Below are 25,031 nucleotides of genomic sequence, written 5' to 3'. Positions count from 1 at the left end.
CTGAGCGCTACGAGCCGATAACCCCGTAACCCCGAGCCATCAGCGCAGCCAACAGCGGGATGATCAGCAGGAGTAGCAGTTCGATGCGGATGACCATGGTCACCAGCATCGCTTGCTTGGCGCTGACGGTGGGGAGTTCGCCAGCTTTGAGGGTGTTGCGCCAGTTGAGGAACACGAAGGTTGGCACGACGGAGATCAGGCCGACCAGAATGAACAGGCCGAACTTGGCGTGGAACACGCTGTTGTTCAGGTAGTAGTCCAACCCTTTGCCGTACCACATTACGCGTGCTGCGCCGGTGGCCAGCACCAGGCCGGCGGTGGCGCCGTAGGCGATGTCGATGCGGATCAGGCTGCGGGCGCGGCTTAGGTCTAGCGGCAGTTTGAACAGTTGGTGTTCGAGGGTGAGCAGGGCGAATAGCAGGAAGATCGATAGGTAGTGCAGGTACGCGGCGATAGCGGCGGCCATGTTGGGCTCTCTCGGTCTGGGGGAGGTATTTCTCCTGTAGGAGCTAGCTTGCTGGCGAACCCTGCACACGTCATTTTCCGACGTATTCAGGGTTCGCGAGCAAGCTCGCTCCTACAAAAAGCGGCGCGGTATTAGGCGTTGTTCAGTTCAGCCCTTTGCCGGCAAATTCTTCAAACTCCACACGATTACGTCCGTTGCCCTTGGCGTGGTACAGCGCTTTGTCCGCGCGTTTGAGCGCCCGCTCGGGGTTTTCCTGCGGCTCGGCCAGCGCGCAGCCGACGCTGATGGTCAGGGCCAGTTCCACATCACCCGCTGGTATGGGCGTGCGTGTCACGGCGGTGCGGATACGCTCGCCGATCAGGCGTAACTCCTGTTCGTCGTGCACTTGCGTGAGCACCACAAATTCCTCGCCGCCGCTGCGGGTCACGACGTCTTGCGGGCGCACCGCGGCGGCAATGCGGCGAGCACTTTCCCATAGCACTTTGTCGCCGGCGTCGTGGCCATGAGCGTCGTTTACCCGTTTGAAATAGTCGAGGTCGCAGAACAGCAGCCCCAGATGCATACCGCGTTCCTCGGCGCGCGATTGTTCGCGGGGCAGGAAGTGTTCGAGACCGGCGCGGTTCCACACTTGGGTGAGCGTATCGAGCATGGTTTTGCGTTGTTCGCGACTCAACGCGGCGCGCAGCTGCACGGTTTGCTCGCTGACATGGCGCAGCTTCAAATAGCCTTCGGCCAAAGTGGCCATGTCGCGCAACCGCTGTTTCTGTTTGCGGTTGAGGGTTTTGGGCGCCGGGTGCAGCAGGCAGAGGGTGCCAATGGCGTGGCCATCCTGCGCAAACAAGGGCTGCCCGGCGTAAAAGCGCAGCCACGGCGGACCAGTGACCACAGGGTTGTCGGCGAAACGTAAGTCGGTGTGGGTGTCTTCGACGATAAACACGTCATCTTGCAGAATCGCGTGGCCGCAGAACGACACGCTGCGGGGCGTTTCAGGAACCTCCAGGCCGAGGCGCGCCTTGAACCATTGACGCTCGCGATCTACCAGGCTGATGAGCACGGTCTTGACCTCGAACATCTCGCTGACGATGCGCACCAGCACGTCGAGATAAGGGTCGGCCGGCGTATCGAGCAGCTCCTGGTTATCCAGTACTTCCTGACGAACAAGTTCGTTAACGGGATTCTTCGGTATGAGCATTCGCTGAACCTTCGGGACTTGGCGAAACGAACCACAGGTCGTGGCGGGTCAGGTAATAAGCATAGACACCCAAACACAGGCTTCGTAGTCCCATGAAAGCCAGAAACGCCAACCACAGCCCATGATTACCGAAATCCTGCAGCCACCAGGCCAGCGGCAGGGCGAGCGCCACGCTGAGCAGCATGGAGTCGCGCATTTCCCGTGCCTCGGGTGGCACCGATAAACAGGCCGTCGAGCAAGTAACTCCACACAGCCACCAGCGGCAGGACGGCGAGGTACGGCAGGTAAATGTCGGCGGTGTGGCGCACGGCGGCGATATCGGTTTGCAGGGCGATAAACAGGTGACCGCCTACGGCAAAGCACAACGCAAAGACCAGACTGGCAATCAGCGACCAGCCGCCGGCCACCACCAGACTGCGCAGCAGGCCTTGCCGGTCACGACTGCCCAGCGCGTGGCCGCACAGCGCTTCGACGGCATGGGCAAACCCGTCGAGGGCATAGGCAGTCAGCAGTAAGCCATTAAGAAGCAGAGCGTTGGCTGCGACGGTTTCGTCGCCCAGGCGCGCGCCCTGGACTGTCAGCAGGAAGAACACACCTTGCAGCGCCAACGAGCGAATAAAGATGTCGCGGTTCACCGCCAGCAGTGGCCGCCAGTTTCGCCACAACGCCATCGCCGCCCACTGGGTGCGCCCGGGATAGCGCCGCAGCGCCCCTCCGGTTAGCGCCAAGCCCAACAGCGCGCCGCCCCATTCACTAAGCACCGCCGCCCGTGCGGCGCCGACTACGCCCCACTCGAGCCCCAGTACGAACCACAACGACAGCACTATATTCAGCACGTTAGTGCCCAGCAGAATCGCCAGTGGCGCCCGCGCGTTTTGCGTACCAAGAAACCAGCCGATCAACGCGAAATTGGCCAGCGCAGCGGGTAGGCCCCACAGGCGCGTGTGGAAGAACGCGCGGGTTTGTTCATCCAGTTCAGCGGAAGGATTCATCAGCCCCAGCGCCATGTCGCCAAACGGCAGCGCGAGCAACCCCAGGGTCAGCGCCAGCAGCGCCGCCAACACCAAGCCTTGCACCAACACCTGCCGCAACGCACCGCCGTCGGCACGGCCACTGGCCTGCGCCGCAAAGCCGGTGGTGCCCATGCGCAGGAAACCGAGAATGCCGACGATCATCACGTACAACGTACTGCCCACCGCCACGGCGCCGAGCTGGTGGGCGTTGGGCAGATGGCCGACCACGGTGCTGTCGACCAATGCCACCAGCGGCACAGAAATATTGGAAAGGATCATCGGGGCGGCCAGCGCCCAGACTTTCTGGTGAGTGGGGGTGTGGTTCCAGGCGTGGCGCAGCATCGGGGACTCCTGTGGACGCCGCAGTATAGAGGCCGGCCCGAGCACGCCATAGGTGCTTATACGAGCGGTGAATATGGCTAAACGGTTGATGCTAGCGGCGGTGGCTGGCCTACGCTGAAAGTACGGACTTCTTTCCGGGAGGTGTTGCCATGACTATAAGAACAAGAAAATTCATGATCGCGGTTGGGCTGTTGGCGGTTTGCTTGGTGTATGGCGCGGCGGCGGTGCGGGTTGAGTTGGCGCGGCAGGGGCCGCCGGTGGCGTCGATTTCGTGTAAGCAGGATCAGTGTGTGCCGCATACGGGGTGGTTGAGTTCAATGCGGTGAGGGGTGGCTCGAGGGCCGAGCCTCGCCTTGATCTGGCGGTCTGGGGTTGGACTTCGCAGGTATTCTTTAGCCGCGTGCGCTGAGCGTTTTTGTTTCGCGCCTTACGCGCGAGCTTCTCTGCTGCGATCGTTATCAAAACCTCCGTCATTCCCGCGCAGGCGGGAATCCAGAATTTCGAGCCTTACACGGTAGATGGGCGAAGGTATTCTCTGCCGCGTTCGTTATCAGATCCTCCGTCATCCTCGCGAACGCGGGGATCCAGAATTTCCAGGCGGACGCAGTTGTGGAGGTATTCATTACCGCATGCGCTGAACATTTTTGTTTCGCGCCTTACGCGCGAGCTTCTCTGCCACGCTCGTTATCAAAACCCCGTCATTCTCGCGCAGGCGGGAATCCAGTATTTCTGCCGTACACGGTGGATCGGCGAAGGTATTCATAACCGCGTGCGCTGAACGTTCTTGTTTCGCGCCTTACGCGCGAGTCACTTTTAGCATTGCCGGATTGCCGGACCACCCAAAAGTAACCAAAAGGTCTAGCCCCTACCTTGGCCCTCCGCTGCGCTCCAGGTTCCCTCGCTCCGTCCTTGCTCCGGGGGCACGGCGAGACGGGCCATCCTTGGCCCGACACGCCTCTCGCGGCTCCCGGCCGCTCAACCCCCTACACAACGACTCCACTCGGCCTGCGATGAACGGTGCGGGGTAGGTCAAGAGCGGTAGATCACGAGCCAGATCACGAGCCAGATCACGAGCCAGATCACGAGCTGATTACAGGCAATCAAAAGCTCGCGGCTAAAGCCGCTCCTACAGGGGCGAGCGTCGGAGAGTGGGGTTTTATCGCAGTTCATCGACCATGCTGGCAGTCACGCTCAGTACATCTTTGGCCAGTTGCTTTGACCGTTTGCCGTCCCAACCCGTTGTTGGGTTTGGGGTGTCGTTGTGGTCTTTGAAGGGCATTTCGATGGTGAAGGACAGGCAGTCAAATTCTTGCCCAACGGCGTTGCAGGCCAGGGCCATGTTGGCTTTGCCCGGTTCGCTGCGGGGGTAGCCGTAGCGGGTTTGGAATTCGGCGCCGTGGGCGACGAGGCGTTGGCGGAAGCGTTCTTCCAAGGTTGCGATACGCGGGGTGTAGCCGGGGTTGCCTTCGCAGGCGGCGGTGAAGACGTGGGGGATTTCTTCGTCGCCGTGGATGTCCAGGAACAAGTCCACGCCCACGGCGCGCATGTGTTGTTGCACGAAGAAGACTTCCGGGGTTTGCGTTTCGTTGGCCGATTGCCAGGCGCGGTTGAGGTCTTTGCCGGCGGCGTTGGTGCGCAGGTGGCCGCGGTAGGCGCCGTCGGGGTTCATGTTGGGCACCAGGTACAAGTCGGCTTTGCTGAGCAAGGTGTTGAGCTCGGCGTCGTCGCGGTTTTTCAGGCGTTCGATCAGGCCTTCCATAAACCATTCGGCCATGTGCTCGCCGGGATGCTGCTGGGCGATGATCCAGATTTTCCGCTGTGCGTTGGGGGTGCGGCTGATACGCAGCAGTTGGATGTCACGGCCTTCGATGCTTTTGCCACAGGCGACCAATTGCGCGTCGGCTTTGACCAGCGCCTGGTCGATTAGCCAGTCGTGGCGCTCGCGGCTATAGGGTTCGAAGTAGGCGAACCAGATTTGCGGCTGCTCAACGTCAAGGCCGAAGCTCAAGGTGCCGTCGACGTAGGTGCTGGGCACGCGAAACCAGGTTTTTTGGTCGTACGAGGCGGCGGCGTTATAGCCGGGCCAGGCCCAGCTGTAGGCAGCTTCGCCGGCGTTGGTGATGCTGAAGTCGTAGCGCTGGCCGGGTGTGAGGTCTTCGGCCTTGAAGTGGAACCACTGGAAGTGGGCGCTGTTGAGGTCTTTGCGCATTTTCAGCAGCGGGTGCTGCGCGTTGCTGAGGTCGTGAACCTCGATGTTGCCGCTGTCGAATTGGGAGCTGATTCGCATGGTGAGCCTCTACATCTGTCCGTCGCCCGTTACCGGGCGTGTATGGCGTGTAGCTTCGCAGTTGCCCGCGCGGTTGCAAACGCAGAAGGCGACACAAATGTGCAAGCCAGCAGGCTTAGCTGATCAATAGACTGATCAGCCATAACCCCAGCAGCAACCAGATAATGCCCAGCACCACCGAGCGGCGCATAAAGGCGCGCACGGCGCTGTAGAGAAACAGCAGACCGATGACCAGCGCGACAATGCTCAGCAACGATGGGGTAATCCCCAGCGCGCTGGACAGACCATGCAGGAACTGGCTGCCGGCGTTGCCGATCAGGTGCAACAGGCCGCTCAGCCCGTCGACGATAAAGCGGATAACCGTGCCCAGCGCGTGGCCAAGCCAATCGAAGAATCCTTCTACCTGCATGCTCTGTCCTCGGGGTGCATGAACAACGACGTTAAGCTTGGGCAAGCGCAGCGTCTGGCGGTTCCATTTGTACGGTATTGCCTGTGTAGGAGCCAGCTTGCTGGCGAATCCTGGAAACGATGGGCCGGGCTAGAGCTTCGCGAGCCAGCTCGCTGCTACAAACTGCGGCCGCATCTGCAAGCCGCAAGAGCAAGAAACACCTTAACGCGCGCGTGATGTAACCTGCCGTTGCTACGCTACCGGCCACCCAGGATGAGTAAGCCGTTTTACATGACTTCAGCCTTACAGTTAGACACCGCCGCATCGCCTGCGCAGCTGAGGATCAGCGGCGACTGGACCTTGTCCCATTACAGCCAGTTGGCCCGCGACGTGGCGACCATGCGCCCACGGCTCGATGGCGCCACCGCTGTTCACCTCGCTGACCTGCAGGCGCTCGACACCTCCGGTGCAGCGCTGTTGGCTGACTTGCTCGGTGCGGAGCGCTTGATTGATTTGGCGGCCAGCGATGCGTCCCTTACGCCCGCGCGGCAAGCGCTGCTCAACTCCGTGGGCGCCGCGCTGCGTACTTACTGCCAACCAGAAAAACCCAAACCCCGTGCCGGCTTGGCCGATGTGCTCGCGCATATCGGCGGCTTTGTCGCGAGTTTGTGGGAGCGCGTCGCGGCGCTGCTCGGGTTTATTGGCCTGGTGCTGGAAACCCTGCTGCGTGGGCTGTTCGCGCCGCGCCGTTGGCGGGTTACGTCGCTGGTTTCCAATATCGAGCAAACCGGCCTGGACGCGGTGCCCATCGTGGTGCTGCTGACGTTTATGGTCGGCGCGGTGGTGGCGTTTCTCGGCGCCACGGTGCTGGCCAATTTCGGCGCCACTATTTATACGGTCAACCTGGTGGCCTTCGCTTTTTTGCGTGAGTTCGGTGTGCTGCTCACCGCCATCCTCATGGCCGGTCGCACGGCCAGTGCGTTTACGGCGCAAATCGGTTCGATGAAGGCCAACGAAGAGGTCGACGCCATTCGCACCTTGGGCCTCAACCCGATTGAGTTGCTGGTGCTGCCGCGCGTGCTGGCGCTGCTGGTGTCGCTGCCAATCCTGACGTTTCTGGCCATGCTGTCCGGCATTCTCGGCGGCGCCGTGGTGTGCCTGCTGGTGCTGAATATTTCGCCGACCATGTACCTGACCATTCTTCAGGGCATTGAGGTGCAGCACTTGCTGGTGGGCTTGAGCAAGGCGCCGGTGTTTGCGTTTTTGATTGCCGTGATTGGTTGCCTCGAAGGCTTCAAGGTCAGCGGCAGCGCGCAGTCGGTGGGTGAGCACACGACCTCGGCGGTGGTGCAGTCGATTTTTGTGGTGATTCTGCTGGATGCGGTGGCGGCAATGTTCTTTATGGAGATGGGCTGGTGAGTGCACAAGCGAGCGCCCTGATCGAGGTTCGCGACCTCACCAACGCCTTTGGCGCGCAGGTGGTGCATGAGCACTTGGACCTGGACGTCATGCGCGGTGAAATTCTCGGCATTGTCGGCGGTTCGGGCACCGGCAAGTCGGTGCTGCTGCGCTCCATCGTCGGCCTGCAACGGCCCACGGCGGGCAGCGTAAAAGTGTTTGGCGAAAACTTGCTGAGTTTGTCGCCGGAAAAACGCTCGCAGGTGGAACGCCGCTTTGGCGTGTTGTTTCAGTCCGGCGCGCTGTTTTCCTCGCTCACGGTTCTGGAAAACATTGCCTTGCCGCTGATTGAGCACGCCGGCCTTAGCCGCGATGAGGCTGAAAGCCTGGCCGTGGTGAAACTGGCCCTGGCCGGATTGCCGGAAACGGCGGCCTACAAGTACCCGGATTCGCTCTCGGGCGGCATGGTGAAACGTGCCGCGCTGGCCCGCGCCTTGGCGCTGGACCCGGAAATCGTCTTTCTCGACGAACCCACGGCCGGCCTCGACCCCATCAGTGCGGCGGCGTTTGACCAACTGATTCTGACCCTGCGCGATGCGTTGGGCCTGACGGTGTTTCTCGTCACCCACGACCTCGACACGCTGTACACCATCTGCGATCGGGTGGCGGTGCTGTCGCAGAAACGCGTGCTGGTGGCCGGCGACCTGACCACCGTGGCGGCCACGCCGGACGCTTGGGTTCACGATTACTTTCATGGCCCCCGTGGCCGTGCCGCGCTGCAAGCCAGCGCCCGTTTAACGGAGAACAACTGATATGGAAACCCGCGCCCATCACGTGCTGATCGGCTTGTTCACGGTGATTGCCGTCGGCGCCGCGCTGCTGTTCGGCCTGTGGCTGGCCAAGTCCACGGCTGACCGCGAATTCGCCCTGTACGACATCGTCTTTTATGAGGCCGTGAACGGTTTGTCGCCCGGCAGCACCGTGCAGTACAGCGGCATCAAAGTGGGCGAAGTCATCGCCTTGAAACTCGACCCTAAAGACCCGCGCAAAGTCCGCGCGCGCATTCGCGTTGCGGCGGATACGCCGGTCAAGCAAGACACCCACGCCAAGTTGTCGCTGGTGGGCATTACTGGTGGCTCGTTTATTCAGATGCACAGCGGCTCGCCCGAAAGCCCGCGCCTGCTGAGCAAGACCGGCAAAGTGCCGGTGATTGTCGCCGACCGTTCGCCGATCACGGCCCTGCTGGCCAGTGGTGAAGACCTGCTGACCAACATCAACAAGCTGGCCGCCAGCGCCAACGCATTGGTGTCGCCCGACAACGTAGCGCGGGTCAGCCGCACGCTCGATCACCTTGAACAAGCCACTGGCGCCATTGCCGATGAGCGCGAGGACATGCGCGCCATCGTCAAACAACTGGCCGCCGCTTCGCGCCAAGCCAGCGTGACCCTGGAGCAAAGTAGCAAGGTCATGGCCACCGCCAACAACCTGCTCGATCAGCAAGGCAAGGAAGCGCTCAACAGCGCCCGCGACGCCATGGCCGCGCTGGACCGTGCCAGCCAGAGCATTGAAAACCTGCTCAATGAAAACCGCGATTCGCTGAATGCCGGCGCCCAGGGCCTGAGCGCCATTGGCCCGGCGGTTGGCGAGTTGCGCGAAACCCTCAGCAGCCTGCGCGCGATTACCCGTCGCCTGCAGGAAGACCCGGCCGGCTACCTGCTCGGCGGCGAGAAGAACAAGGAGTTCCAACCATGACCCCGCGCGCCCATCGCCCGTTGTTGATGCTCGGGCTGTTGAGCCTGTTATCGGCCTGTTCAATTTTGCCGAAAACCGAGCCGAGCACCATTTACCAACTGCCTGCTGCGCCGGTGTCGGCTGTTAGCGCGGGCGCGCCGGTGAGTTGGTCGCTGCGCGTGGCCAAACCGCAGGCGACCATGGTGCTCGACAGCCCGCGCATCGCGGTGGTCCCGCAGGGCAGTGTGATCAGCAATTACCAAGGCGCGCGCTGGGGCGACACCGGCCCGGTGCTGCTGCGCAATCGACTGCTCGATGGCTTCCAGGCCGACGGTCGCGTTCAGCAGGTGAGCAGCGACGACGCGCAGCTTCAGGCCGATGTGGTGTTGAGCAGCGACCTGCGTGCGTTCCAGGCCGAATATCACGACGGCCAAGTAGCGGTGGTGGTGCGCCTGGACGTGCAACTGGTGGACAGCGCCAGCCGTAAAATTCTCGCGGCACGGCGCTTCGATGTGCAGCAGCCGGCAAGCAGCGCGCAAGTGGCTGACGTGGTGCGTGCCTTTGGTCAGGCCAGCGATGCCTTGAGCGCCCAGTTAGTGCCGTGGACCGTGGCCCAGGGCGAGGCCAAGCGAAAACCCTGACGAGTGGTCAGCGGGAGAGCCGATTAGGAGCTAAAGCTACTAATAGCGGCGGTCGATAAGAACAAAGCGTGTAGTCATAACAATGAAATTTGCTGACCGAAAAGTCAGTCGCTTTGTATACAATCTGCCTTCAATCTCCCTCCAAGCCCATACAGGTAACCGCCCATGCGCCTCTGGCAACGCAGTATTCAGTGGCAATTAATCCTCAGCATGGGCGCCGCTCTGCTGGCGAGCATTCTGATTGTTGTCGGCATTTATGCCGCCGTGGTTAACCGCCTTGCGGAGAAGGCGTTGGTCGAGCAGGCCTTGCCGGCCAGCGTGACCGCCATTGGCAATGACCTGGAACGGATTCTCACCGAACCCCTCACCGCCGCCCGCAGCATTGCGGAAAACAGCATGGTCGAGGAATGGCTGGCCAACGGCGAAGACCCGGCCCAGCAGGAAGCGTTCATGCGCTACCTGCGCGGCGTGCAAGGCCAGCAAAAGGCGCTGACCACCTTTATTGTCGCGGCCGACAGCGGCCATTACCTCACCGAAACCAAGTTGGATCGCACGCTTACACGCGGCCCCTCCGAGAACGGCTGGTTCTACAGCTTTGTCGATGGCAGCGAGAACCGCGTGGTGCAGATCGACACCGACAAAACCACCAACCAGCCGACGCTGTTTATCAACCAGCGCATCACCGCCAATGGCAAAACCCTTGGCTTGGCCGGGCTGGGCTACGGTTTGCAGGCGATGTCCGATCTGGTGCGCAACTTTCACTTTGGCAAAACCGGGCGAATCTTTCTGGTTAGCGCCGACGGCAAAGTGAAGATTCACCCACAGGCCGAATTCAACGACACCCGCCAACTCAGCGACTTGCTGGGGAGCGAAGCCGCCGGAAAGTTGCTGGTCGACAGCGGCAAGGCTGTGCACTTCGAGCGCGACGGCGAAGCTTACCTGGCCGTGGCGCAGCCCTTGAAAACCCTGGGTTGGCTACTGGTCAGCGAAGTGCCCGAGGCGGAAATCTATGCCGACGCCAACCAGGCGCTGATCACCAGCAGCCTGATCGGTCTTGCGGTGGCGCTGTTCTCCTTGGGACTGGTGGTGCTGCTGGCCCGTGGGCTGGTGCGTCCGATCAAGCAGGTGACCGATGCCCTGGTGGAAATCGGTGGCGGTGGCGGTGACCTTACCCGCCGTCTGAATGAAACGCGCCAGGACGAATTGGGCGATCTGGCCCGAGGTTTCAACCGCTTCATCGCCAGCCAGCGCGACTTGATCAGCGCCGTGCTCGGCACCAGCGTCAAGCTGCGCACCGCTGTCGACCAAGTGGCCACCGTGGTGGAAAACACCGCCGGCCGTGCCGGGCGCCAGCAGGAAATGACCGACATGGTCGCCACCGCCGTGCATGAGATGGGCCTTACCGTTCAGGAAATCGCCCGCAACGCCAGCAGCGCTGCCAGTACCTCGCAAAGTGCCCGCGACGAAGCCGTGCAAGCGCGGCAAGTGGTCGGCGGTTCAATCAAGCAGATCGAGCAAATGTCCGACGACATCGGCGAGGCGTCTGGCGCCGTCGGCGAATTGGCCAACGAAGTGGCGTCCATTGACCAGGTGCTGTCGGTGATTCGCGGCATTTCCGAACAAACCAACCTGCTCGCCTTGAACGCCGCCATCGAAGCCGCCCGCGCCGGGGAAATGGGCCGTGGCTTTGCCGTGGTGGCTGACGAGGTGCGAACCCTGGCAAGCCGCACCCAGGCCTCGACGGGTGAAATTCAGCAAATGATTCAGCGCCTGAAAACCGGGGCGCAGGCGGCGGTCAGCTCCATGCAGGCTGGCCAGGCGGCGACCGGCAATGGCGTGCAGTCGAGCCAGCGCACAGGCGAATCGCTGGGTTCGATCACGGCGCAAATCGAGCGCATCAGCGACATGAACACCCAGGTGGCGGCGGCCACCGAAGAGCAATCGTCGGTGACCGAAGAAATCAACCGCAACGTGCAGGGCATCGCCGACCTGGCCCACGCCACCTCGGATGAAGTGCAAGTCTGCCGCCAGGACTGCAAAACCCTGCTCGGTCTGGCCGATGATTTGGGCAAACAAATGGGCAGCTTCCGCCTGTAAATTCGTCCGCCGTTCAGCCCCTCTGCCATTGCCCGTGTGGGTGATGGAAGAGGGCGCTGGCAAACCTCTCTGGTTCATCCCCAACGCCTGCGGTAACCTGCCCGCCTGTTCTCCGGGGGTTGGTTATGCACATTCATGTTCTGGGTATTTGCGGCACTTTCATGGGCTCGCTGGCCGTTCTGGCCAAGGAGCTGGGCCACCGGGTGACCGGTTCTGACGCCAATGTGTACCCGCCCATGAGCACCCAACTGCAAGCTCAGGGCATCGAACTGATGCAGGGCTACGACCCTTCCCATCTCGACCCGGCGCCTGATTTGGTGGTGGTGGGCAACGCCCTTTCGCGCGGCAACCCAGCGGTGGAATATGTGCTCAATAAAGGCCTGCCGTATGTGTCTGGCCCACAGTGGCTGGCCGACCACGTGCTGCAAGGTCGCTGGGTGTTGGCCGTGGCCGGCACCCATGGCAAGACCACCACCAGCAGCATGCTGGCCTGGGTGTTGGAACATGCCGGCATGAGCCCGGGCTTTTTGATTGGCGGCGTGCCGCAGAACTTCGCGGTGTCGGCACGCCTGGGCGGCACGCCGTTCTTCGTGGTCGAGGCGGACGAATACGACAGCGCGTTTTTCGACAAACGCTCCAAGTTCGTTCATTACCGCCCGCGCACCGCCATCCTTAACAACCTCGAATTCGACCACGCCGATATCTTCCCGGACCTGGCCGCCATCGAGCGCCAATTCCACCACTTGGTGCGCACTATTCCGAGCGAAGGCCTGGTGATTTACCCGGCCGCCGAAACCGCGCTCAAGCGCGTGATCGACATGGGCTGCTGGACCCCGGTGCAAACCACCGGCGACGGCGCGCAATGGCAAGCCAAGCTGCTCAGCGAAGATGGCTCGCGCTTTGAAGTGAGCTTCGAAGGTGTGGCGCAAGGTGAGGTCGATTGGCCGCTGACCGGCCAGCACAACGTCGCCAACGCGCTGGTGTGCCTCGCCGCTGCGCGGCATGTCGGTGTGGTTCCGGCGCAAGGCGTCGAAGCGCTGAGCGCGTTCAAGAACGTCAAGCGGCGGATGGAAAAGGTCGCCGAGGTGAACGGCGTGACCATCTACGACGACTTTGCCCACCACCCAACCGCCATCGCCACCACGCTGGACGGCCTGCGCAAACGGGTCGGTTCGGCACAGATCATCGCCATCATCGAACCGCGCTCTAACTCAATGAAACTCGGCGCCCACCGCGACGGCTTGCCGGACTCCGTGACCCAGGCCGATCAGGTGTACTGGTTCGCGCCGCCGAATCTTGGCTGGGACCTGGCCGCCACCACCGCCAGTTGCACCGTGCCCTCACAGGTATGCGACTCGCTGGAAGCCATCATCGCCGCTGTCAAAGCCCAGGCCACCCCGGGCACGCAAGTGGTGGTTATGAGCAACGGCGGCTTCGGTGGCCTGCACGGCAAACTCGCGGCAGCGCTGGAGGGCTGAGGCCATGATGAACGGACCCGAACGCGTCACCCTGGCCATGACTGGCGCTTCCGGCGCGCAATACGGCCTGCGCCTGCTCGACTGCCTGGTGCAGGAAGAGCGCGAAGTGCACTTTCTGATTTCCAAAGCGGCGCAGCTGGTGATGGCCACTGAAACCGACGTCAGCCTGCCGGCCAAGTCAAAAATGATGCAGGCCTTTCTCAGCGAATACACCGGCGCCGCGCCCGGGCAGATTCGCGTGTACGGCAAGGAAGACTGGATGGCGCCCGTGGCCTCGGGCTCCGGCGCACCGGGGGCGATGGTGGTGGTGCCGTGTTCGACCGGCACGTTGTCGGCAATTGCCACGGGTGCCTGCAACAACCTGATCGAACGCGCCGCCGACGTGGCGCTGAAGGAACGCCGTCAACTGATTCTGGTGCCGCGTGAAGCGCCGTTCTCCAGCATTCACCTGGAAAACATGCTCAAGCTGTCCAACATGGGCGCGGTGATTCTCCCCGCCGCACCGGGCTTCTATCACCAGCCGCAAACCATCGACGACCTGATCGACTTCGTTGTCGCGCGCATCCTCAATGTGCTCGGCATTCCCCAAGACATGCTGCCGCGCTGGGGTGAGCATCACCTGAGCAGCGATGAATAAAACCGCCCGGGCCGTGCTGCTGGTGCTGCTGGCGGTTCAGTTGTTCGGCTGCGCCACCACCCGCACCTTGAACGCCGCCAAGCCGGGTGCGCCCGTGGTGTATGCCGGCACGCGACTGAATTGGTACACCTTGAACGGCGGCTGCTGTCCGCTCGACCGCTTTGGCGCCGAAGCGCCGAAATACGCAGGGCTGGATTTGCCCGCCAGCGCGTTACTCGACACGCTGTTGCTGCCGTTGTCGCTGGCGGCGGCGTTGGGGTTCAGTCTTGGGGTAAGCGGCGGGTTGTGATGGGTGCTCGCCTTGCGATTCTGGGTCCCCGCGTTCGCGAAGACGACGGGGATAACCCATAAACCTCCGTCGTCCTCGCGAACGCGGGGACCCAGGCTACCGAAGGTGGCGCCTCTCCTGAAGGAGACCCCAATCTGCTGAATGTGCGGTTCGGCGGCATTCCGATTAGCCGCGATGCTTTTTCACAACTCTGCCAAATCAAGGTTCAGTCTTGGGGTGAGCGGCGGGTTGTGATGGGTGCTCGCCTTGCGATTCTGGGTCCCCGCGTTCGCGAAGACGACGGGGATAACCCATAAACCTCCGTCGTCCTCGCGAACGCGGGGACCCAGGCTACCGAAGGTGGCGCCTCTCCTGAAGGAGACCCCAATCTGCTGAATGTGCGGTTCGGCGGCATTCCGATGAGCCGCGACGCTTGTTTCACAACTCAGCCACATCGGGGGTTCAGTCTCGGGTGAGCGGCGGGTTGTGATGGGTGCTCGCCTTGCGATTCTGGGTCCCCGCGTTCGCGAAGACGACGGGGATAACCCATAAACCTCCGTCGTCCTCGCGAACGCGGGGACCCAGGCTACCGAAGGTGGCGCCTCTCCTGAAGGAGACCCCAATCTGCTGAATGTGCGGTTCGGCGGCATTCCGATTAGCCGCGATGCTTTTTCACAACTCTGCCAAATCAAGGTTCAGTCTTGGGGTGAGCGGCGGGTTGTGATGGGTGCTCGGCTTGCGACTCTGGGTCCCCGCGTTCGCGAGGACGACGGGGATAACCCGTAAACCTCCGTCGTCCTCGCGAACGCGGGGACCCAGGCTACCGAAGGTGGCGCCTCTCCTGAAGGAGACCCCAATCTGCTGAATGTGCGGTTCGGCGGCATTCCGATGAGCCGCGATGCTTTTTCACAACTCTGCCAAATCAAGGTTCAGTCTCGGGGGTGAGCGGCGGGTTGTAATGGGTGCTCGCCTTACGACTCTGGGTCCCCGCGTTCGCGAGGACGACGGGGATAACTGATAAACCTCCGTCGTCCTCGCGAACGCGGGGACCCAGGCTATCGAAGGTGGCGCCTCTGCTGAAGGAGACCTCAATCTGCTGGAGGAGCGGTTGGGGGTATTCCGATTAGCCGCGATGGTTTTACAACTTAGCCACATCATCATCCGGCATGTCATCCGCCGCATCGGCGTTGTCGGCGTTGATGCCGGCCAGTGCTTTGATTTCATGGCTGGCTTTGCCATCGCTGATGGCCCAGGTGTCGCTGGCGACGTTGTGTTGGGCGGCGGCGATCTGCTCCAGGGTGAATTGCCATTTGCGCAATTCGCGGCCGTCCATGCATTCGATACGCAACGCCGGGCCGGGGTGGGCCGGGTCGCTGTGCAGTTCGAATTGCCAGGCGTACAGGCCGTTGATTTCCAGCATGTCGGCGGTTTGCAGCACGGAGAGCAAGGTGGTGGTCATGGCCAATCTCGAGCGGTAAAAAAAAGAGCGGCCATAGTGGCCGCTCGATGTGCGTTAAACAATGTGCAATAGGCAGCGCTCAGCGGCCCAGACGGCGCAATTCGTCCGACTCCACAATGCGCACGCCTTCGCCTTCTTCCAAAGCCAGGCGCCATAGCGCGCGGGCCAGCGTGCAGGCCGGAATGCCACGGTATTTACCCGGAACCCAGCGCATGATCGGCGCCAGCAGGCGTTCGCCAAGGCGCGGTTCCAGGCGGTCGCCGATCAGTAACGAAGGGCGGGCGATGGTCAGCTGCGGCCAGTTCTGGGCGATCAGCGCTTGCTCCACTTCACCCTTCACGCGGTTGTAGAACACCGACGATTTCGGGTTGGCGCCCATCGCGCTGATCAGCAGGAAGTGCCGCGCACCCAAGTCGCGAGCGCGCTGGCTGACCGCCAGAACCATGTCGTAATCGACGGCGCGAAACGCTTCCTGCGAGCCGGCCTGTTTGATCGTGGTGCCCAGGCAGCAGAAGGCGATGTCTTGTTTGCCGGCGAGCATCGGCAGCAGCGTCAGCAGGTCGCCTTGCGGGTTGTCCAGGTGAGTGTGTTCGGCGAGCGCTCGACGGGTTGGGGCGAGCACGCGTTGCACCGTAGGCTCGCTGAGCAGACGGTCGAGTAAGTGTTCGCCGGTCAGGCCGGTGGCGCCGGTCAGCAGGATGTTCTGTGGGGTCAAATACATGGTTCTACTCCCTCCTGGAATCCAACAACTTCAAGTCTAGTTGCTGCCGTCGGGGTTGCTCGCTGCGCTGTTGGCCAGGGCGTGTTTGGCCTGACCGGCGCGCAACGTGCGCCACTGGGTGATTACCCCTTTGGGCGCCCAGAGTTGCGGCTCCGACGGTTCGAACTCATCTTCCAGCTCGCGTTTGGCCACGCTGGCCTTGGCTTGCTCGAAGGCCCGTTCCAGGTCGTCGGTGCTGCTCAGTGCTTCGGCAAACAACGCACGGCCGAAGTAGGTGAAGTCGGCCTCATCGGAGCAGCCGAATGAGGTTCTGTCACTGCGCGCGGCGGCCATTACCAGGGTGTTGTCATCCTTGATGTGCGGGATGAAGCCACCCGAATAACACGCCGAAACGACGACCACTTTGTAATGACTCTTTAATGGCACGAGCAGTTCCGCCAGTTCCTGGGCCGGCATATTCGCCAGTTCCAGGCCCGGCTGCACCAGGCTGAGCTGGTGGTCGCTGGAGCCGTGACTGGTAAGGTAGATGAACACCACGTCTTCGGCCCCCGATCGTTCGGCCAGGGTTTTTACCGCGCGGCGCAGGTTTTCGCGGGTGGCCAGTGGGCGGTCGAGCATGTGGTCGCGGTGATTGACCAACGTGATCTGGCCATAGGCGCCGAAGCGCTCGCGCAGCAGGTTGCTGACGTAGTCGGCCTCGCGCAGGAACACGCTTTGCTCGCCGTCGCCAGCCAGGGTCAGGGTGTACAGCTCGACGGCCGGGGTGGAGGCGGGAATGGCGGCCAGGGCCTGGTCCAGCAGCTTGCCTTGTTGCAACAGGCCGACTTCCAACTGATCGGGCAGGGCATTGCCTTGCGCATCGCGGGCCAGCTTGCCGTTCTTCCACGTGCCGTTCTGCACTGTGCCATCGGCCAGGGTGAGCGTGCCGGCGCCGTCGTAGTTGCCACGGGCGAAGTGGCCTTGATAGCGGCCGCCGTCTGCCAGTTTCAAAACGCCTTCGCCGTGGTAACGCCAGTATTTGAAATCGCCGTCGTAACGGCTGCCGTCGGTGCGCTCCAACTGGCCTTTGCCGGTCAGGCTGCCCTGGCTGAACTGGCCGAGCCAGACGTCACCGTCCGCGCTTTGATAGCGGCCTTTGCCCTCAAGATTCGAATTTTTGAAGCTGCCGACATACGTGCTGCCGTCTTCGCCCTTGAGCGTTCCTTCGCCATTGATCACGCCCTTTTTGAAGGTGCCGGTGAGCTGGTTGCCGCGCTCATCGGTGGTGGTGCCGAAGCCTTCGGGCTCGCCTTTCTTGAAGCTGCCTTCAAAGCCGCTGCCGTCGGCACGTTGCAGCTTGCCGATGCCGTGGTACTGATCGTTTTTGAATTCGCCCTGATAGCGGTCGCCGTCTTTGATGACCAGCGCACCGACGCCGTCTTGTTTGCCTGCCTTGAAAGCGCCGGTGTAGCTGCTGCCTTCGCTGTACGTCAGCGTGCCTTGCCCGGCGAAGTCGCCATTGGCGAAACCGCCTTTGTAATGAGTGCCGTCCGAGTGGTGCAGTTCGCCTTCGCCGTCCATCAGGCCGTCTTTGAACGTGCCTTCATACCAACTGCCGTTGGGGTAATCGATCCGGCCTTTGCCTTGCAGCAAACCCTCGACGACCTCGCCGCGATAACGGCCGCCGTCAGGGAGCACGGCGTTGGGCGGGGTCAGCGGTTCGCCTTTGCCGCAGGCGGTAAGCAGCAGGGCAAGGGCGAGGTGGGAGAGGTGGCGCATGGGGGAAACGTCCATGTTGGATCGGGGTTTGGGCGGAGTATGCCGCGATGCTTCCCCAAAAAAACAGGGCGCCGAAGCGCCCTGTTGTTCCACACCGTCCGAAATCAGACGAAGTACAAGCTCAGCGATTCAGCGATATACGCCGGCTTGGCCTGGCCTTCGATTTCCAGGGTGCACTTGGCTTTGAGCAGCCACTGGCCCGGGTTTTTCTCGGTGATGTCGATCACGCTGGCCGACACACGCACGCGCGAATTCACTTTCACCGGCTGGATAAAACGCACGCTGTCCAAGCCGTAGTTCACCGCCATTTTCAGCCCTTCGGGGGCCAGGGCGATTTTCTCCATCAGCACCGGAATCAGCGACAGCGACAAAAAGCCGTGGGCGATGGTGCTGCCGAACGGCGTCTTGGCGGCTTTTTCCGGGTCGACGTGAATGAATTGATGGTCGCCCGTGCACTCGGCGAATTGGTTGATGCGTTCCTGGTCAATCGTCAGCCACTCGGAGTGGCCAAGTTCTTTGCCGATGTAGGATTTCAGTTCAGCGACGGGTACCAATGGCATATGTCCTCCTTGGGGAGACGGGTTTTGTTTTTGTTGAAACGTCCATGCCCGTAGATCATCACGCGAGGTGAAGACGGTCAACCCTGCATCGCTGCGGCGAATAACAGCCCATACAGCCGGCGCGACGGGCTGGTTGGGGCGTTTTGCTTAGCGTGCTTATAATGCCCGACGCGATTTTTTTACCCCGGCGCTGCCCCCGTCGGGTCTGGATTGGAGAACTCCATGCTGTTACGTGGCCTGACTTGGTTGGTGGTTTTCCAACTGCTTGGCACGGTCTTGAACGTGCTGTTCTTGCACATGCTGCCGGGCCCGATCATTGGGCTGGTGCTGCTGCTCGGTTACCTGATTTGGCAGGGCGAGGTGGACGAGTCGATCTCCGTGGCCTCGTCGAGTTTGCTGCGTTATTTGCCCTTGTTGCTGGTGCCGGCGGCCGTGGGCGTGATGGTTTACGCCAAGGCGATTGCCGCCGACTTCTGGGCGGTGGGCGGCTCGTTGGTGTTGTCGGTGCTGCTGTCGATGCTGTTCGCCGGGTGGATGATGCAAAAGCTCATCGACCGTCAGCAGCGCAAGCGAGGTGAGCGCGATGTTTGATGTCGCCGGCGCCTGGCAGGCGCTCATCCATCACCCCTTGTTTGGCGTCGGCGTGACCCTGGCCGCTTACCAATTAGCGCTGGCCGCCTACGAGAAAACCCGCTGGTTTTTCCTGCAGCCGGTGCTGGTCTCGATGCTTGCCGTGATCGCCGTGCTGGTGGCCTGTGGCCTGAGCTACGACGAGTACAAAGACAGCGCCAAAGCCCTGACTATTTTCCTCGGCCCGGCCACTGTGGCCCTGGCGGTGCCGCTGTTTTTGAACCTCAAACGGATTCGCCAACTGTTCTGGCCGACTTTGCTGACCCTGTTAATCGGCGGCATGGTGGCCACCGGCATGGGCGTGTTGTTGGCGTGGTGGTTTGGCGCCGACCATATGATGCTGATGAGCATGGCGCCCAAATCGGTGACCTCGCCGATTGCCATGCTGGTGGCTGACCAGATTGGCGGCATTGCTGCGCTGGCCGCGGTGTTCGTGCTGATCACCGGCGTGATCGGCGCCATCCTCGGGCCTGAGCTGTTGCGCCGCATCGGCGTTCGCCACCCGGCGGCGCAAGGCTTGGCCATGGGCATGACCGCCCACGCCGTCGGCACCTCGCGTGCCCTGCAAGAAGGCGAAGAATGTGGGGCGTTTGCCGCGCTGGCCATGAGCCTGATGGGCGTTGGTACGGCGGTGGCGCTGCCGCTGGCCGTGGCGCTTTTCAGCTGATCATCCCGGCGCAACCGTTGTCACAGCCCTACGAGTGAATCAGGAGCGAGAAAGATGGTGCCGTTGTTTCCCCTCAATGTGGTGCTGTTCCCCGGCAGCGTGCTCGACCTGCAAATTTTCGAAGCCCGTTATCTGGACATGATCAGCGCCTGCATGAAACGCAACGAAGGCTTCGGCGTGGTGTGCATTCTCGAAGGTCGGGAAGTGGGCGAGGCGGCAGACAGCTTCGCCCAGGTCGGCTGCGAAGCGGTGATTCGCGACTGGAAACAACAACCCAACGGCTTGCTCGGCATTCGCGTGGAGGGCGCCCGGCGCTTCAATGTGCAACGCTCGCACGTGCAGCGCGACCAACTGACCACCGCCGAGGTTACCTGGGCCGACGAGGCCTCGGACTTCCCGCTGCTGCCCGAACACGCCGACCTGGCCGCGCTGCTGCAAGCGCTGGCCCAGCACCCGATGGTGTCGGAATTGGGCATGGGCAATGAGGCGACGGGGCAGCAGAGCTTGGGGTATCAGCTGGCGTATCTGCTGCCGTTCGATGTCGAGCAAAAGCTGCAACTGCTGGCGATGGATGATCCGCTGGAACGGCTTGATGCCATTCAGGGGATGCTGGATGAGTTGCAGGGCGAGATGACGGCGTAGCTCAAAAGCATCGCGGCTGAAGCCGCTCCTACAGAGGTTAAATGCGAACCTGTAGGAGCGGCTTTAGCCGCGATTTTTTCACGGCACTATCGGCGCATACCGATACTGCTCCAACGCCTGTGGCAGCGCCCAACTGGCATGGGCGGCCAGCACGGCCAGGCACGCCGGCAGCACCAACCACCACACGCGCGGTGCCATGGCCGGCAAGGGCTGACGCCATTGCGAGCACGTCAGGCTTGCGGCACACGCCGTGGCGGCAAGCAGCGCGCCGGCGATGATGTCGGTTGGCCAATGCACGCCCAAATACACCCGCGACAAGGCAATCGCCAGCGCCGGAATTACTGCCAGCAGTAGCCAGGTCAGGCGCATTCGCACCGGCTGACCACGCCCCGCCAACACCGCCAGCGTCAGGAAAAAGGCGAACGCGCCCGAGCTATGGCCGCTGGGCATGCTGAAGCTGTGCAGCGGCTCCAGCAGAATTTCCGGGCGGGCGCGGCCAAAGAACAGTTTCAGGAAATGGTTGGCGATGGCGCAGCCCAGCATCGTGCCGGTGGCGAAGAAAAAGCTGCGGTATTGGCGGGCCACCAGCAGCATCAGGCAGAGCATGATGCCGACGGTGAGCTGGGTGCGGAAGTCGCCCAGGCGCGTGATGATGGTGATGATGCTGTCCATCGCCGGTTGCCGTTGCTCTTGCACCAGCGCCATCAGGCCCTGGTCGAGCTGACCCAGGCGCGGGTAGCCGATCAGCATGGCGATCAGCAGCACAAAGCCCATGCCGGCCATCCAGGCGGTCGCGCGGTGTTGTTGGCGCAGCGTGCCTTGCAGGCTGGCGCCGATGAACACTGCCAGCGCGGCCGCCACCACGGCGGCTTGTCCCCAGAAGCCCTCCGGCAACGGCAAGCGCATGGCGGCGCCAGTGGCCCAGCCGGGCATCAAATAGGCAATCGACCAGCCGGCCGCGGCAATCAGGCTGACGATGATAAAGCGCGGCAGCGGCATGTCGAGCATGCCGGCCACCATCGGCAACATCGGGCGCAGCGGACCGATATAGCGGCCAACCAACAGACTCGCGACGCCATAACGCTGGAAGTAACTTTCGGCGCTGGCCAGCCATTCGGGATGGGTGCGCAGGCCCGGCAGGTTGCGGATGTTTTGGTGAAAACGCCGGCCCAGCGCATAGGAAATGGCATCGCCCAGCAGGCCGCCCGTGTAACCCAACAGCAGCGTTTCGCCGAGGGTCAGGGCGCCGCTGCCGGCCAGCACGGCAATGGCGAACAGCAGCACCGTGCCGGGCACGATGATGCCGGCAATCGCCAGGCACTCCACGCAGGCCACGACAAAAATGGCGATGCCCAGCCATTGAGGGTTGGCGCTGAGCCAGCCGGTGAGTTGGTTGAGCCACTCCGTCATGGGGCAAGGTCCTGTTGCGAGATCATGTAATAGAAGTCCTGATTTTCCAGTTGCCCACGGCGCAGAGGATTGCGCGTGCAGTGGCGGGCGTAAGCAGCATCGACAAAGCGGTAGAGCAAATGTTCATCGCGGCCGAGGGGAATGCCCAGGCGGGTGGTTTGAATAATCTGCTCGGGGGCGTAGCCGACATCTTCGACAAAAAACCGCTCGGGGTCGAAGCGTTTGCCATCCCAGGCCGGCACTTTAAGGCCGAGGGCGCGGCACAGCAGGGTCTGACCGTTACAGAGTTTTTCCAGCGAGCGCGGCTGGCCCTGGCTGTCGGGGTTGTTTTGCTGCATGCGCTCAAGGCATTCGGGGCCGCTGTGGGCATCGGTATAAGGAAACGCCGACTTGATCAGCACCGCGTTGCCTGGCCCGTGGGCGCTGAAGTTCAGCGAGTCGCCGCCGCGCGCGTAGTACATATAGATGTGCCCGCCATCGAGAAACAGCGCCCGGCGTTTTTCCGTGTAGCCCAAGGAAGAGTGGCTGCCTTTTTCGGCGAAGTAGTACGCCTCGGTTTCGATGATGCGCGCGGCGAGCCACACGTCGCCGACGCGGTGGCGGATCACCTTGCCCAATAAGGACTGCGCCAACAATTGGGCGTCGCGGTCGAAAAAGCAGTCGGGCAGGGCGCGGCCTTCTGGCCAAGTGGGGTGTTGGGCGTTGGGCAAACTAAGGGTGGGATCACTCGGCATGGGCTGTCATCACACTGGGGCAAGGCTTAGGCTCGGGCGATCATAACAATAAGAGCTTTGGCCATGCCCGACCGCAGCCGTGCCGACAGTGCCCACATCAGCCCCAGCGCCCATTACACGGGTTATGTCTGGTACCGCCACCAACTCAGTGACGCCGCTTTTGCCACGCCCTTTGGCCGCTGGGTGCATGGCTTGCTGAGCCCGATTGCCTGGGGCGCGCGGGTCGGCTTTGGGCTGGATATCGAACACCTGTTGTTGCAGCGGCACCTGCTGCTCGATGCTCGGCTGACCGCCGCCATCGAAGAGCGCGGCGTGTGCCAGGTGGTGGAAATTGCCTGCGGGCTGTCGCCGCGTGGTCGGCGCTTTTGCCAGCGTTACCCCGACGTGCGTTATCTGGAAGCCGACCTGCCGGGCATGGCCGTGCGCAAACGCCTGCTGCTGCACAGCGAGGGCTGGCTCAATGGCCGCCATCAGGTGCGCTCGGTGGATATTCTGGCCGAGCAGAGTTTGGAAGCGTTGTTCGCCGGGCTGGATCGGTCCGAGCCGGTGGTGGTGATCACCGAGGGACTGGTGAACTATTTTGAGCGGCCGGTGATTGAACGTTTCTGGACGGCGCTGGCGGCGCAGTTGAGGGGATTTCCCCAAGGCACCTACCTCACCGATTTATACCCCGACCTTAAAGAGCACCCGCGTTACCGCCAGTTGCGCTGGGGCGTGGGGATTATTGGGCGGCTGACGCGGGGCAATTACCCGCTGCACTACAGCGATGCCAGGGAGATTATCGAAGCGTTTGAACGCTGCGGTTTTCGCCACACCGAGGTGCTCGACCCGGCGCTGCACAGCCAAGGCTTGCCGCCAGTGACGCAGGCGACGTTGGTGCGGGTGATTGAGGCATCGGTCTGATATCGGCGTTTGCAGGAATCGAGGCTAAAGCCTCTCCCACAATGAACTCGGTCACCTGTGGGAGAGGCTTTAGCCTCGATTTTTTTGACTCATGCGCACGCCACGGCGGGCATCGCCCCTTGCCTCACCCGTTCGGCCAGCGCCGCACTCCCTGCTGCATCGGTATGCGCAAACACCCAGGCCAATTCCGCGCTGCTGCTTCGCACGGGCAGAATCGCCATGGCGGGCATATCAACCATCTGCAGTTGCCAGCCGCGTTGCGGCATTAGGGTTGGCAAGTCGCCCTGTAAGAGCCCGCCAAAAAATCCGAGTTCGTTCACGTCGACATTCAGTTCACCTATCACCGGATGCAGCAACCGCGCGCGGTTATGCAGCGGCGGATTTCGCGGTTCGTGGCGTTTTTCCAGGTGCGGCCACTGGCTGCGCGGCAGGTGGGTGCTGCCGGGGCTGATCAACGGCAGCGGTTCGCCGCGCAGGAACGGGTTGTACAAACTGGCGCAGGCGTTGCGCTGTTCGAATTGGGCGAGGTGGTCGGCGTTGTGAATCAGCGCGCACTGGGCGTCGGCGCAGGCGCTGGCAAACACGGTGTGCTCCCACGGCTGGGTGAAGTGGTCGTATTCGCCGGCCAATACCAGGGTCGGGCAACGGGGATGTTGGCGGAAGCCGGAAAAGGCCAGCAGGCGCTGGCTGTTTTGCCGGTAGCGCTCGATTTCGGTCGCCGACAAGCGTTGCAACTGGCGCAGCAGGGCTTTGCGAAACACCGGCGCTACGCCGGTTTCCTGACTGCGAGTGGGGTTGAGTAGGCCGGTGACGGCGCCGTGGGCAAACTCGGCGCAGCGCCCTTCGGCCAACAGCGCCAGGCTTTCTTCCAGTAATACCCGCGCGCCTCGGCGGCCAAGCGCGGTGATGCCGGCCAGCAGCAGGCGTGCGCAGTGCTGCGGGTGGCGGCCCGCAAACAGCGCGGCCAACGCCGAACCGTAAGACAAACCAATGGGCATCAGTGGCGGCACGTTGAGTTCGTCGGCGAAGGCGGCGATCAGGTCGGCGAGCGCTTCCAGGCTCAGTTCAGGCGCCAACTGCAGGTTGCCGCCCTGGCTCGGCAGGTCGAGCAGAATCACCGGGTGATTGACCAGCAGCTCCTCCACTTCGCTGGCAAACGAGCGGAAGCACTGGAACGCGCCGCCTAGTAACAGCACCGGGCTGCGCGGGTCGTCGGCGCGGCTGGAATAGGCTTGGTACTGCACGCGCCACTGCCCCAGTTGCACAAACGGGCTGCTCTCTACCAACAGCGCCGGACTGTAGTCGGTGCGATAGCGCATGGCGCGTCTCCCTTCACTGTCATTGTTGTGTTGCCCGTCCCTGGCGGTGGGCAATTGGCTATGACTGCACGGTAGACATCTGCGCCCCGTTTGTTTACCTAACCTTCGGGGGGAGCAGCGGGCCGGTGGCGTGGCAAGTGTCACCGTCTCGCGGCAAGGCGCGCGCGCTGTGCTTGCCAGTGTTACCGGCGGCTGAGTTGTAACGCGCTGTTTACCACCCGCCAGACGCCGCTGGGCGTGGGCCCGCCGCGCCGCTATAATCAGCCGCTTTCCCGACTGCCAGACCGCCT

At 62.4% G+C, this 25,031-nt stretch carries 23 protein-coding genes and 2 pseudogenes; 13 read left to right on the top strand and 12 right to left on the bottom strand.

Annotation, left to right across the window (positions count from 1 at the left end; translation table 11 throughout):
• Positions 1 to 7 precede the first annotated feature (7 nt).
• The 5 genes and pseudogenes from ACZZZP_RS20390 to ACZZZP_RS20370 all read right to left on the bottom strand — a co-directional run bounded on the left by ACZZZP_RS20390 (position 8) and on the right by ACZZZP_RS20370 (position 5,709).
• A complete protein-coding gene (locus ACZZZP_RS20390; protein WP_463383917.1) occupies positions 8 to 466 on the bottom strand; it encodes a DUF2214 family protein in 459 nt (152 codons plus the stop codon).
• Positions 467 to 608: 142 nt separating this feature from the next.
• Positions 609 to 1,658, bottom strand: coding sequence for a sensor domain-containing diguanylate cyclase (locus ACZZZP_RS20385; protein ID WP_122493268.1), 1,050 nt, complete (start codon positions 1,656 to 1,658; stop codon positions 609 to 611).
• A pseudogene (locus ACZZZP_RS20380) lies at positions 1,633 to 3,013 on the bottom strand (MATE family efflux transporter). Before ACZZZP_RS20380 ends, ACZZZP_RS20385 begins: the two are co-directional and overlap by 26 nt.
• 1,156 nt (positions 3,014 to 4,169) lie before the next feature.
• Positions 4,170 to 5,300 (bottom strand): M14 family metallopeptidase, encoded by a 1,131-nt coding sequence (locus ACZZZP_RS20375; RefSeq protein ID WP_463383915.1) that lies wholly within the window; start codon positions 5,298 to 5,300, stop codon positions 4,170 to 4,172.
• Positions 5,301 to 5,415: 115 nt separating this feature from the next.
• A complete protein-coding gene (locus ACZZZP_RS20370; RefSeq protein ID WP_122493265.1) occupies positions 5,416 to 5,709 on the bottom strand; it encodes a hypothetical protein in 294 nt (97 codons plus the stop codon).
• 270 nt (positions 5,710 to 5,979) lie between these two features.
• Here ACZZZP_RS20370 and ACZZZP_RS20365 point away from each other — a divergent pair, with 270 nt between their 5' ends.
• The 9 genes and pseudogenes from ACZZZP_RS20365 to ACZZZP_RS20325 all read left to right on the top strand — a co-directional run bounded on the left by ACZZZP_RS20365 (position 5,980) and on the right by ACZZZP_RS20325 (position 13,959).
• Positions 5,980 to 7,107 (top strand): MlaE family ABC transporter permease, encoded by a 1,128-nt coding sequence (locus ACZZZP_RS20365; protein WP_463383914.1) that lies wholly within the window; start codon positions 5,980 to 5,982, stop codon positions 7,105 to 7,107.
• A complete protein-coding gene (locus tag ACZZZP_RS20360) occupies positions 7,104 to 7,898 on the top strand; it encodes an ABC transporter ATP-binding protein (RefSeq protein WP_463383913.1) in 795 nt (264 codons plus the stop codon). The genes ACZZZP_RS20365 and ACZZZP_RS20360 overlap by 4 nt, the downstream gene beginning before the upstream one ends.
• A gap of 1 nt (position 7,899) precedes the next feature.
• Positions 7,900 to 8,838, top strand: a complete 939-nt coding sequence (locus ACZZZP_RS20355; protein WP_463383912.1) for an MlaD family protein — start codon at positions 7,900 to 7,902, stop codon at positions 8,836 to 8,838.
• A complete protein-coding gene (locus ACZZZP_RS20350; RefSeq protein ID WP_463383911.1) occupies positions 8,835 to 9,458 on the top strand; it encodes an ABC-type transport auxiliary lipoprotein family protein in 624 nt (207 codons plus the stop codon). The genes ACZZZP_RS20355 and ACZZZP_RS20350 overlap by 4 nt, the downstream gene beginning before the upstream one ends.
• A 165-nt stretch (positions 9,459 to 9,623) precedes the next feature.
• Positions 9,624 to 10,691 (top strand): annotated as a pseudogene (locus ACZZZP_RS20345) (PDC sensor domain-containing protein); the annotation flags it as partial.
• Positions 10,692 to 10,817: 126 nt separating this feature from the next.
• The gene (locus tag ACZZZP_RS20340) at positions 10,818 to 11,555 is read left to right on the top strand and encodes a methyl-accepting chemotaxis protein (protein ID WP_463384761.1); all 738 of its coding nucleotides are present in this window, start codon (positions 10,818 to 10,820) and stop codon (positions 11,553 to 11,555) included.
• Between the two features lie 125 nt (positions 11,556 to 11,680).
• Entirely contained in the window at positions 11,681 to 13,033 is a 1,353-nt protein-coding gene (gene mpl / locus ACZZZP_RS20335) for a UDP-N-acetylmuramate:L-alanyl-gamma-D-glutamyl-meso-diaminopimelate ligase (protein WP_122493259.1), read from the top strand.
• Positions 13,034 to 13,040: 7 nt separating this feature from the next.
• Positions 13,041 to 13,670, top strand: coding sequence for a flavin prenyltransferase UbiX (gene ubiX, locus ACZZZP_RS20330; RefSeq protein WP_122493391.1), 630 nt, complete (start codon positions 13,041 to 13,043; stop codon positions 13,668 to 13,670).
• Positions 13,663 to 13,959: a YceK/YidQ family lipoprotein gene (locus ACZZZP_RS20325; protein WP_463383910.1), complete on the top strand. Its 297-nt coding sequence runs from the start codon at positions 13,663 to 13,665 to the stop codon at positions 13,957 to 13,959. The genes ubiX and ACZZZP_RS20325 overlap by 8 nt, the downstream gene beginning before the upstream one ends.
• A 1,117-nt stretch (positions 13,960 to 15,076) precedes the next feature.
• On the opposite strand, the gene ACZZZP_RS20320 is transcribed toward ACZZZP_RS20325, so the two are convergent.
• The 4 genes from ACZZZP_RS20320 to ACZZZP_RS20305 all read right to left on the bottom strand — a co-directional run bounded on the left by ACZZZP_RS20320 (position 15,077) and on the right by ACZZZP_RS20305 (position 18,436).
• A complete protein-coding gene (locus tag ACZZZP_RS20320; protein WP_463383909.1) occupies positions 15,077 to 15,397 on the bottom strand; it encodes a DUF5629 family protein in 321 nt (106 codons plus the stop codon).
• A 79-nt stretch (positions 15,398 to 15,476) separates the two neighbouring features.
• Positions 15,477 to 16,118 carry an oxidoreductase gene (locus ACZZZP_RS20315; RefSeq protein WP_122493257.1) on the bottom strand — a complete coding sequence of 214 codons (642 nt, stop codon included), beginning with the start codon at positions 16,116 to 16,118 and terminating at the stop codon, positions 15,477 to 15,479.
• Between the two features lie 36 nt (positions 16,119 to 16,154).
• Positions 16,155 to 17,876, bottom strand: coding sequence for a C13 family peptidase (locus ACZZZP_RS20310; RefSeq protein ID WP_463383908.1), 1,722 nt, complete (start codon positions 17,874 to 17,876; stop codon positions 16,155 to 16,157).
• Between the two features lie 104 nt (positions 17,877 to 17,980).
• Positions 17,981 to 18,436: a MaoC family dehydratase gene (locus tag ACZZZP_RS20305; protein WP_122450688.1), complete on the bottom strand. Its 456-nt coding sequence runs from the start codon at positions 18,434 to 18,436 to the stop codon at positions 17,981 to 17,983.
• 222 nt (positions 18,437 to 18,658) lie between these two features.
• On the opposite strand from ACZZZP_RS20305, the gene ACZZZP_RS20300 reads away from it, so the two are divergent.
• From ACZZZP_RS20300 to ACZZZP_RS20290, 3 genes are read left to right on the top strand one after another with little or no spacing between them, the layout of a single operon-like run.
• Positions 18,659 to 19,027, top strand: coding sequence for a CidA/LrgA family protein (locus tag ACZZZP_RS20300; protein ID WP_122493255.1), 369 nt, complete (start codon positions 18,659 to 18,661; stop codon positions 19,025 to 19,027).
• The gene (locus ACZZZP_RS20295) at positions 19,020 to 19,733 is read left to right on the top strand and encodes an LrgB family protein (RefSeq protein ID WP_463383907.1); all 714 of its coding nucleotides are present in this window, start codon (positions 19,020 to 19,022) and stop codon (positions 19,731 to 19,733) included. The genes ACZZZP_RS20300 and ACZZZP_RS20295 overlap by 8 nt, the downstream gene beginning before the upstream one ends.
• A gap of 54 nt (positions 19,734 to 19,787) precedes the next feature.
• Positions 19,788 to 20,375, top strand: a complete 588-nt coding sequence (locus tag ACZZZP_RS20290; protein ID WP_463383906.1) for an LON peptidase substrate-binding domain-containing protein — start codon at positions 19,788 to 19,790, stop codon at positions 20,373 to 20,375.
• A gap of 78 nt (positions 20,376 to 20,453) precedes the next feature.
• On the opposite strand, the gene ACZZZP_RS20285 is transcribed toward ACZZZP_RS20290, so the two are convergent.
• Positions 20,454 to 21,785 (bottom strand): bifunctional DedA family/phosphatase PAP2 family protein, encoded by a 1,332-nt coding sequence (locus ACZZZP_RS20285; RefSeq protein ID WP_463383905.1) that lies wholly within the window; start codon positions 21,783 to 21,785, stop codon positions 20,454 to 20,456.
• Positions 21,782 to 22,519 (bottom strand): DNA-3-methyladenine glycosylase, encoded by a 738-nt coding sequence (locus ACZZZP_RS20280; protein ID WP_463383904.1) that lies wholly within the window; start codon positions 22,517 to 22,519, stop codon positions 21,782 to 21,784. The genes ACZZZP_RS20285 and ACZZZP_RS20280 overlap by 4 nt, the downstream gene beginning before the upstream one ends.
• A gap of 63 nt (positions 22,520 to 22,582) precedes the next feature.
• On the opposite strand from ACZZZP_RS20280, the gene ACZZZP_RS20275 reads away from it, so the two are divergent.
• The gene (locus tag ACZZZP_RS20275) at positions 22,583 to 23,422 is read left to right on the top strand and encodes a class I SAM-dependent methyltransferase (protein ID WP_463383903.1); all 840 of its coding nucleotides are present in this window, start codon (positions 22,583 to 22,585) and stop codon (positions 23,420 to 23,422) included.
• A gap of 89 nt (positions 23,423 to 23,511) precedes the next feature.
• Here the strand turns inward: ACZZZP_RS20275 and ACZZZP_RS20270 are convergent, their stop codons facing one another.
• Complete coding sequence (locus ACZZZP_RS20270; protein ID WP_463536799.1) at positions 23,512 to 24,741, bottom strand: alpha/beta fold hydrolase; 1,230 nt, start codon at positions 24,739 to 24,741, stop codon at positions 23,512 to 23,514.
• Positions 24,742 to 25,031: the final 290 nt, after the last annotated feature.

It is taken from the genome of Pseudomonas sp. AC211 (assembly GCF_979258055.1).
This window is presented reverse-complemented; position numbering and strand designations above follow the sequence as displayed.

What these genes read in the sequence shown, in the direction of transcription:
- ubiX (WP_122493391.1), top strand. Translation starts at nt 13,041, where the DNA reads ATGAACGGACCCGAACGCGTCACCCTGGCCATGACTGGCGCTTCCGGC.
- ACZZZP_RS20295 (WP_463383907.1), top strand. Translation starts at nt 19,020, where the DNA reads ATGTTTGATGTCGCCGGCGCCTGGCAGGCGCTCATCCATCACCCCTTG.
- ACZZZP_RS20370 (WP_122493265.1), bottom strand. Translation starts at nt 5,709, where the DNA reads ATGCAGGTAGAAGGATTCTTCGATTGGCTTGGCCACGCGCTGGGCACG.
- ACZZZP_RS20270 (WP_463536799.1), bottom strand. Translation starts at nt 24,741, where the DNA reads ATGCGCTATCGCACCGACTACAGTCCGGCGCTGTTGGTAGAGAGCAGC.
- ACZZZP_RS20390 (WP_463383917.1), bottom strand. Translation starts at nt 466, where the DNA reads ATGGCCGCCGCTATCGCCGCGTACCTGCACTACCTATCGATCTTCCTG.
- ACZZZP_RS20350 (WP_463383911.1), top strand. Translation starts at nt 8,835, where the DNA reads ATGACCCCGCGCGCCCATCGCCCGTTGTTGATGCTCGGGCTGTTGAGC.
- ACZZZP_RS20280 (WP_463383904.1), bottom strand. Translation starts at nt 22,519, where the DNA reads ATGCCGAGTGATCCCACCCTTAGTTTGCCCAACGCCCAACACCCCACT.
- ACZZZP_RS20325 (WP_463383910.1), top strand. Translation starts at nt 13,663, where the DNA reads ATGAATAAAACCGCCCGGGCCGTGCTGCTGGTGCTGCTGGCGGTTCAG.
- ACZZZP_RS20315 (WP_122493257.1), bottom strand. Translation starts at nt 16,118, where the DNA reads ATGTATTTGACCCCACAGAACATCCTGCTGACCGGCGCCACCGGCCTG.
- ACZZZP_RS20320 (WP_463383909.1), bottom strand. Translation starts at nt 15,397, where the DNA reads ATGACCACCACCTTGCTCTCCGTGCTGCAAACCGCCGACATGCTGGAA.
- ACZZZP_RS20340 (WP_463384761.1), top strand. Translation starts at nt 10,818, where the DNA reads ATGACCGACATGGTCGCCACCGCCGTGCATGAGATGGGCCTTACCGTT.
- ACZZZP_RS20290 (WP_463383906.1), top strand. Translation starts at nt 19,788, where the DNA reads ATGGTGCCGTTGTTTCCCCTCAATGTGGTGCTGTTCCCCGGCAGCGTG.
- ACZZZP_RS20365 (WP_463383914.1), top strand. Translation starts at nt 5,980, where the DNA reads ATGACTTCAGCCTTACAGTTAGACACCGCCGCATCGCCTGCGCAGCTG.
- ACZZZP_RS20300 (WP_122493255.1), top strand. Translation starts at nt 18,659, where the DNA reads ATGCTGTTACGTGGCCTGACTTGGTTGGTGGTTTTCCAACTGCTTGGC.
- ACZZZP_RS20275 (WP_463383903.1), top strand. Translation starts at nt 22,583, where the DNA reads ATGCCCGACCGCAGCCGTGCCGACAGTGCCCACATCAGCCCCAGCGCC.
- ACZZZP_RS20375 (WP_463383915.1), bottom strand. Translation starts at nt 5,300, where the DNA reads ATGCGAATCAGCTCCCAATTCGACAGCGGCAACATCGAGGTTCACGAC.
- mpl (WP_122493259.1), top strand. Translation starts at nt 11,681, where the DNA reads ATGCACATTCATGTTCTGGGTATTTGCGGCACTTTCATGGGCTCGCTG.
- ACZZZP_RS20355 (WP_463383912.1), top strand. Translation starts at nt 7,900, where the DNA reads ATGGAAACCCGCGCCCATCACGTGCTGATCGGCTTGTTCACGGTGATT.
- ACZZZP_RS20305 (WP_122450688.1), bottom strand. Translation starts at nt 18,436, where the DNA reads ATGCCATTGGTACCCGTCGCTGAACTGAAATCCTACATCGGCAAAGAA.
- ACZZZP_RS20310 (WP_463383908.1), bottom strand. Translation starts at nt 17,876, where the DNA reads ATGCGCCACCTCTCCCACCTCGCCCTTGCCCTGCTGCTTACCGCCTGC.
- ACZZZP_RS20285 (WP_463383905.1), bottom strand. Translation starts at nt 21,785, where the DNA reads ATGACGGAGTGGCTCAACCAACTCACCGGCTGGCTCAGCGCCAACCCT.
- ACZZZP_RS20385 (WP_122493268.1), bottom strand. Translation starts at nt 1,658, where the DNA reads ATGCTCATACCGAAGAATCCCGTTAACGAACTTGTTCGTCAGGAAGTA.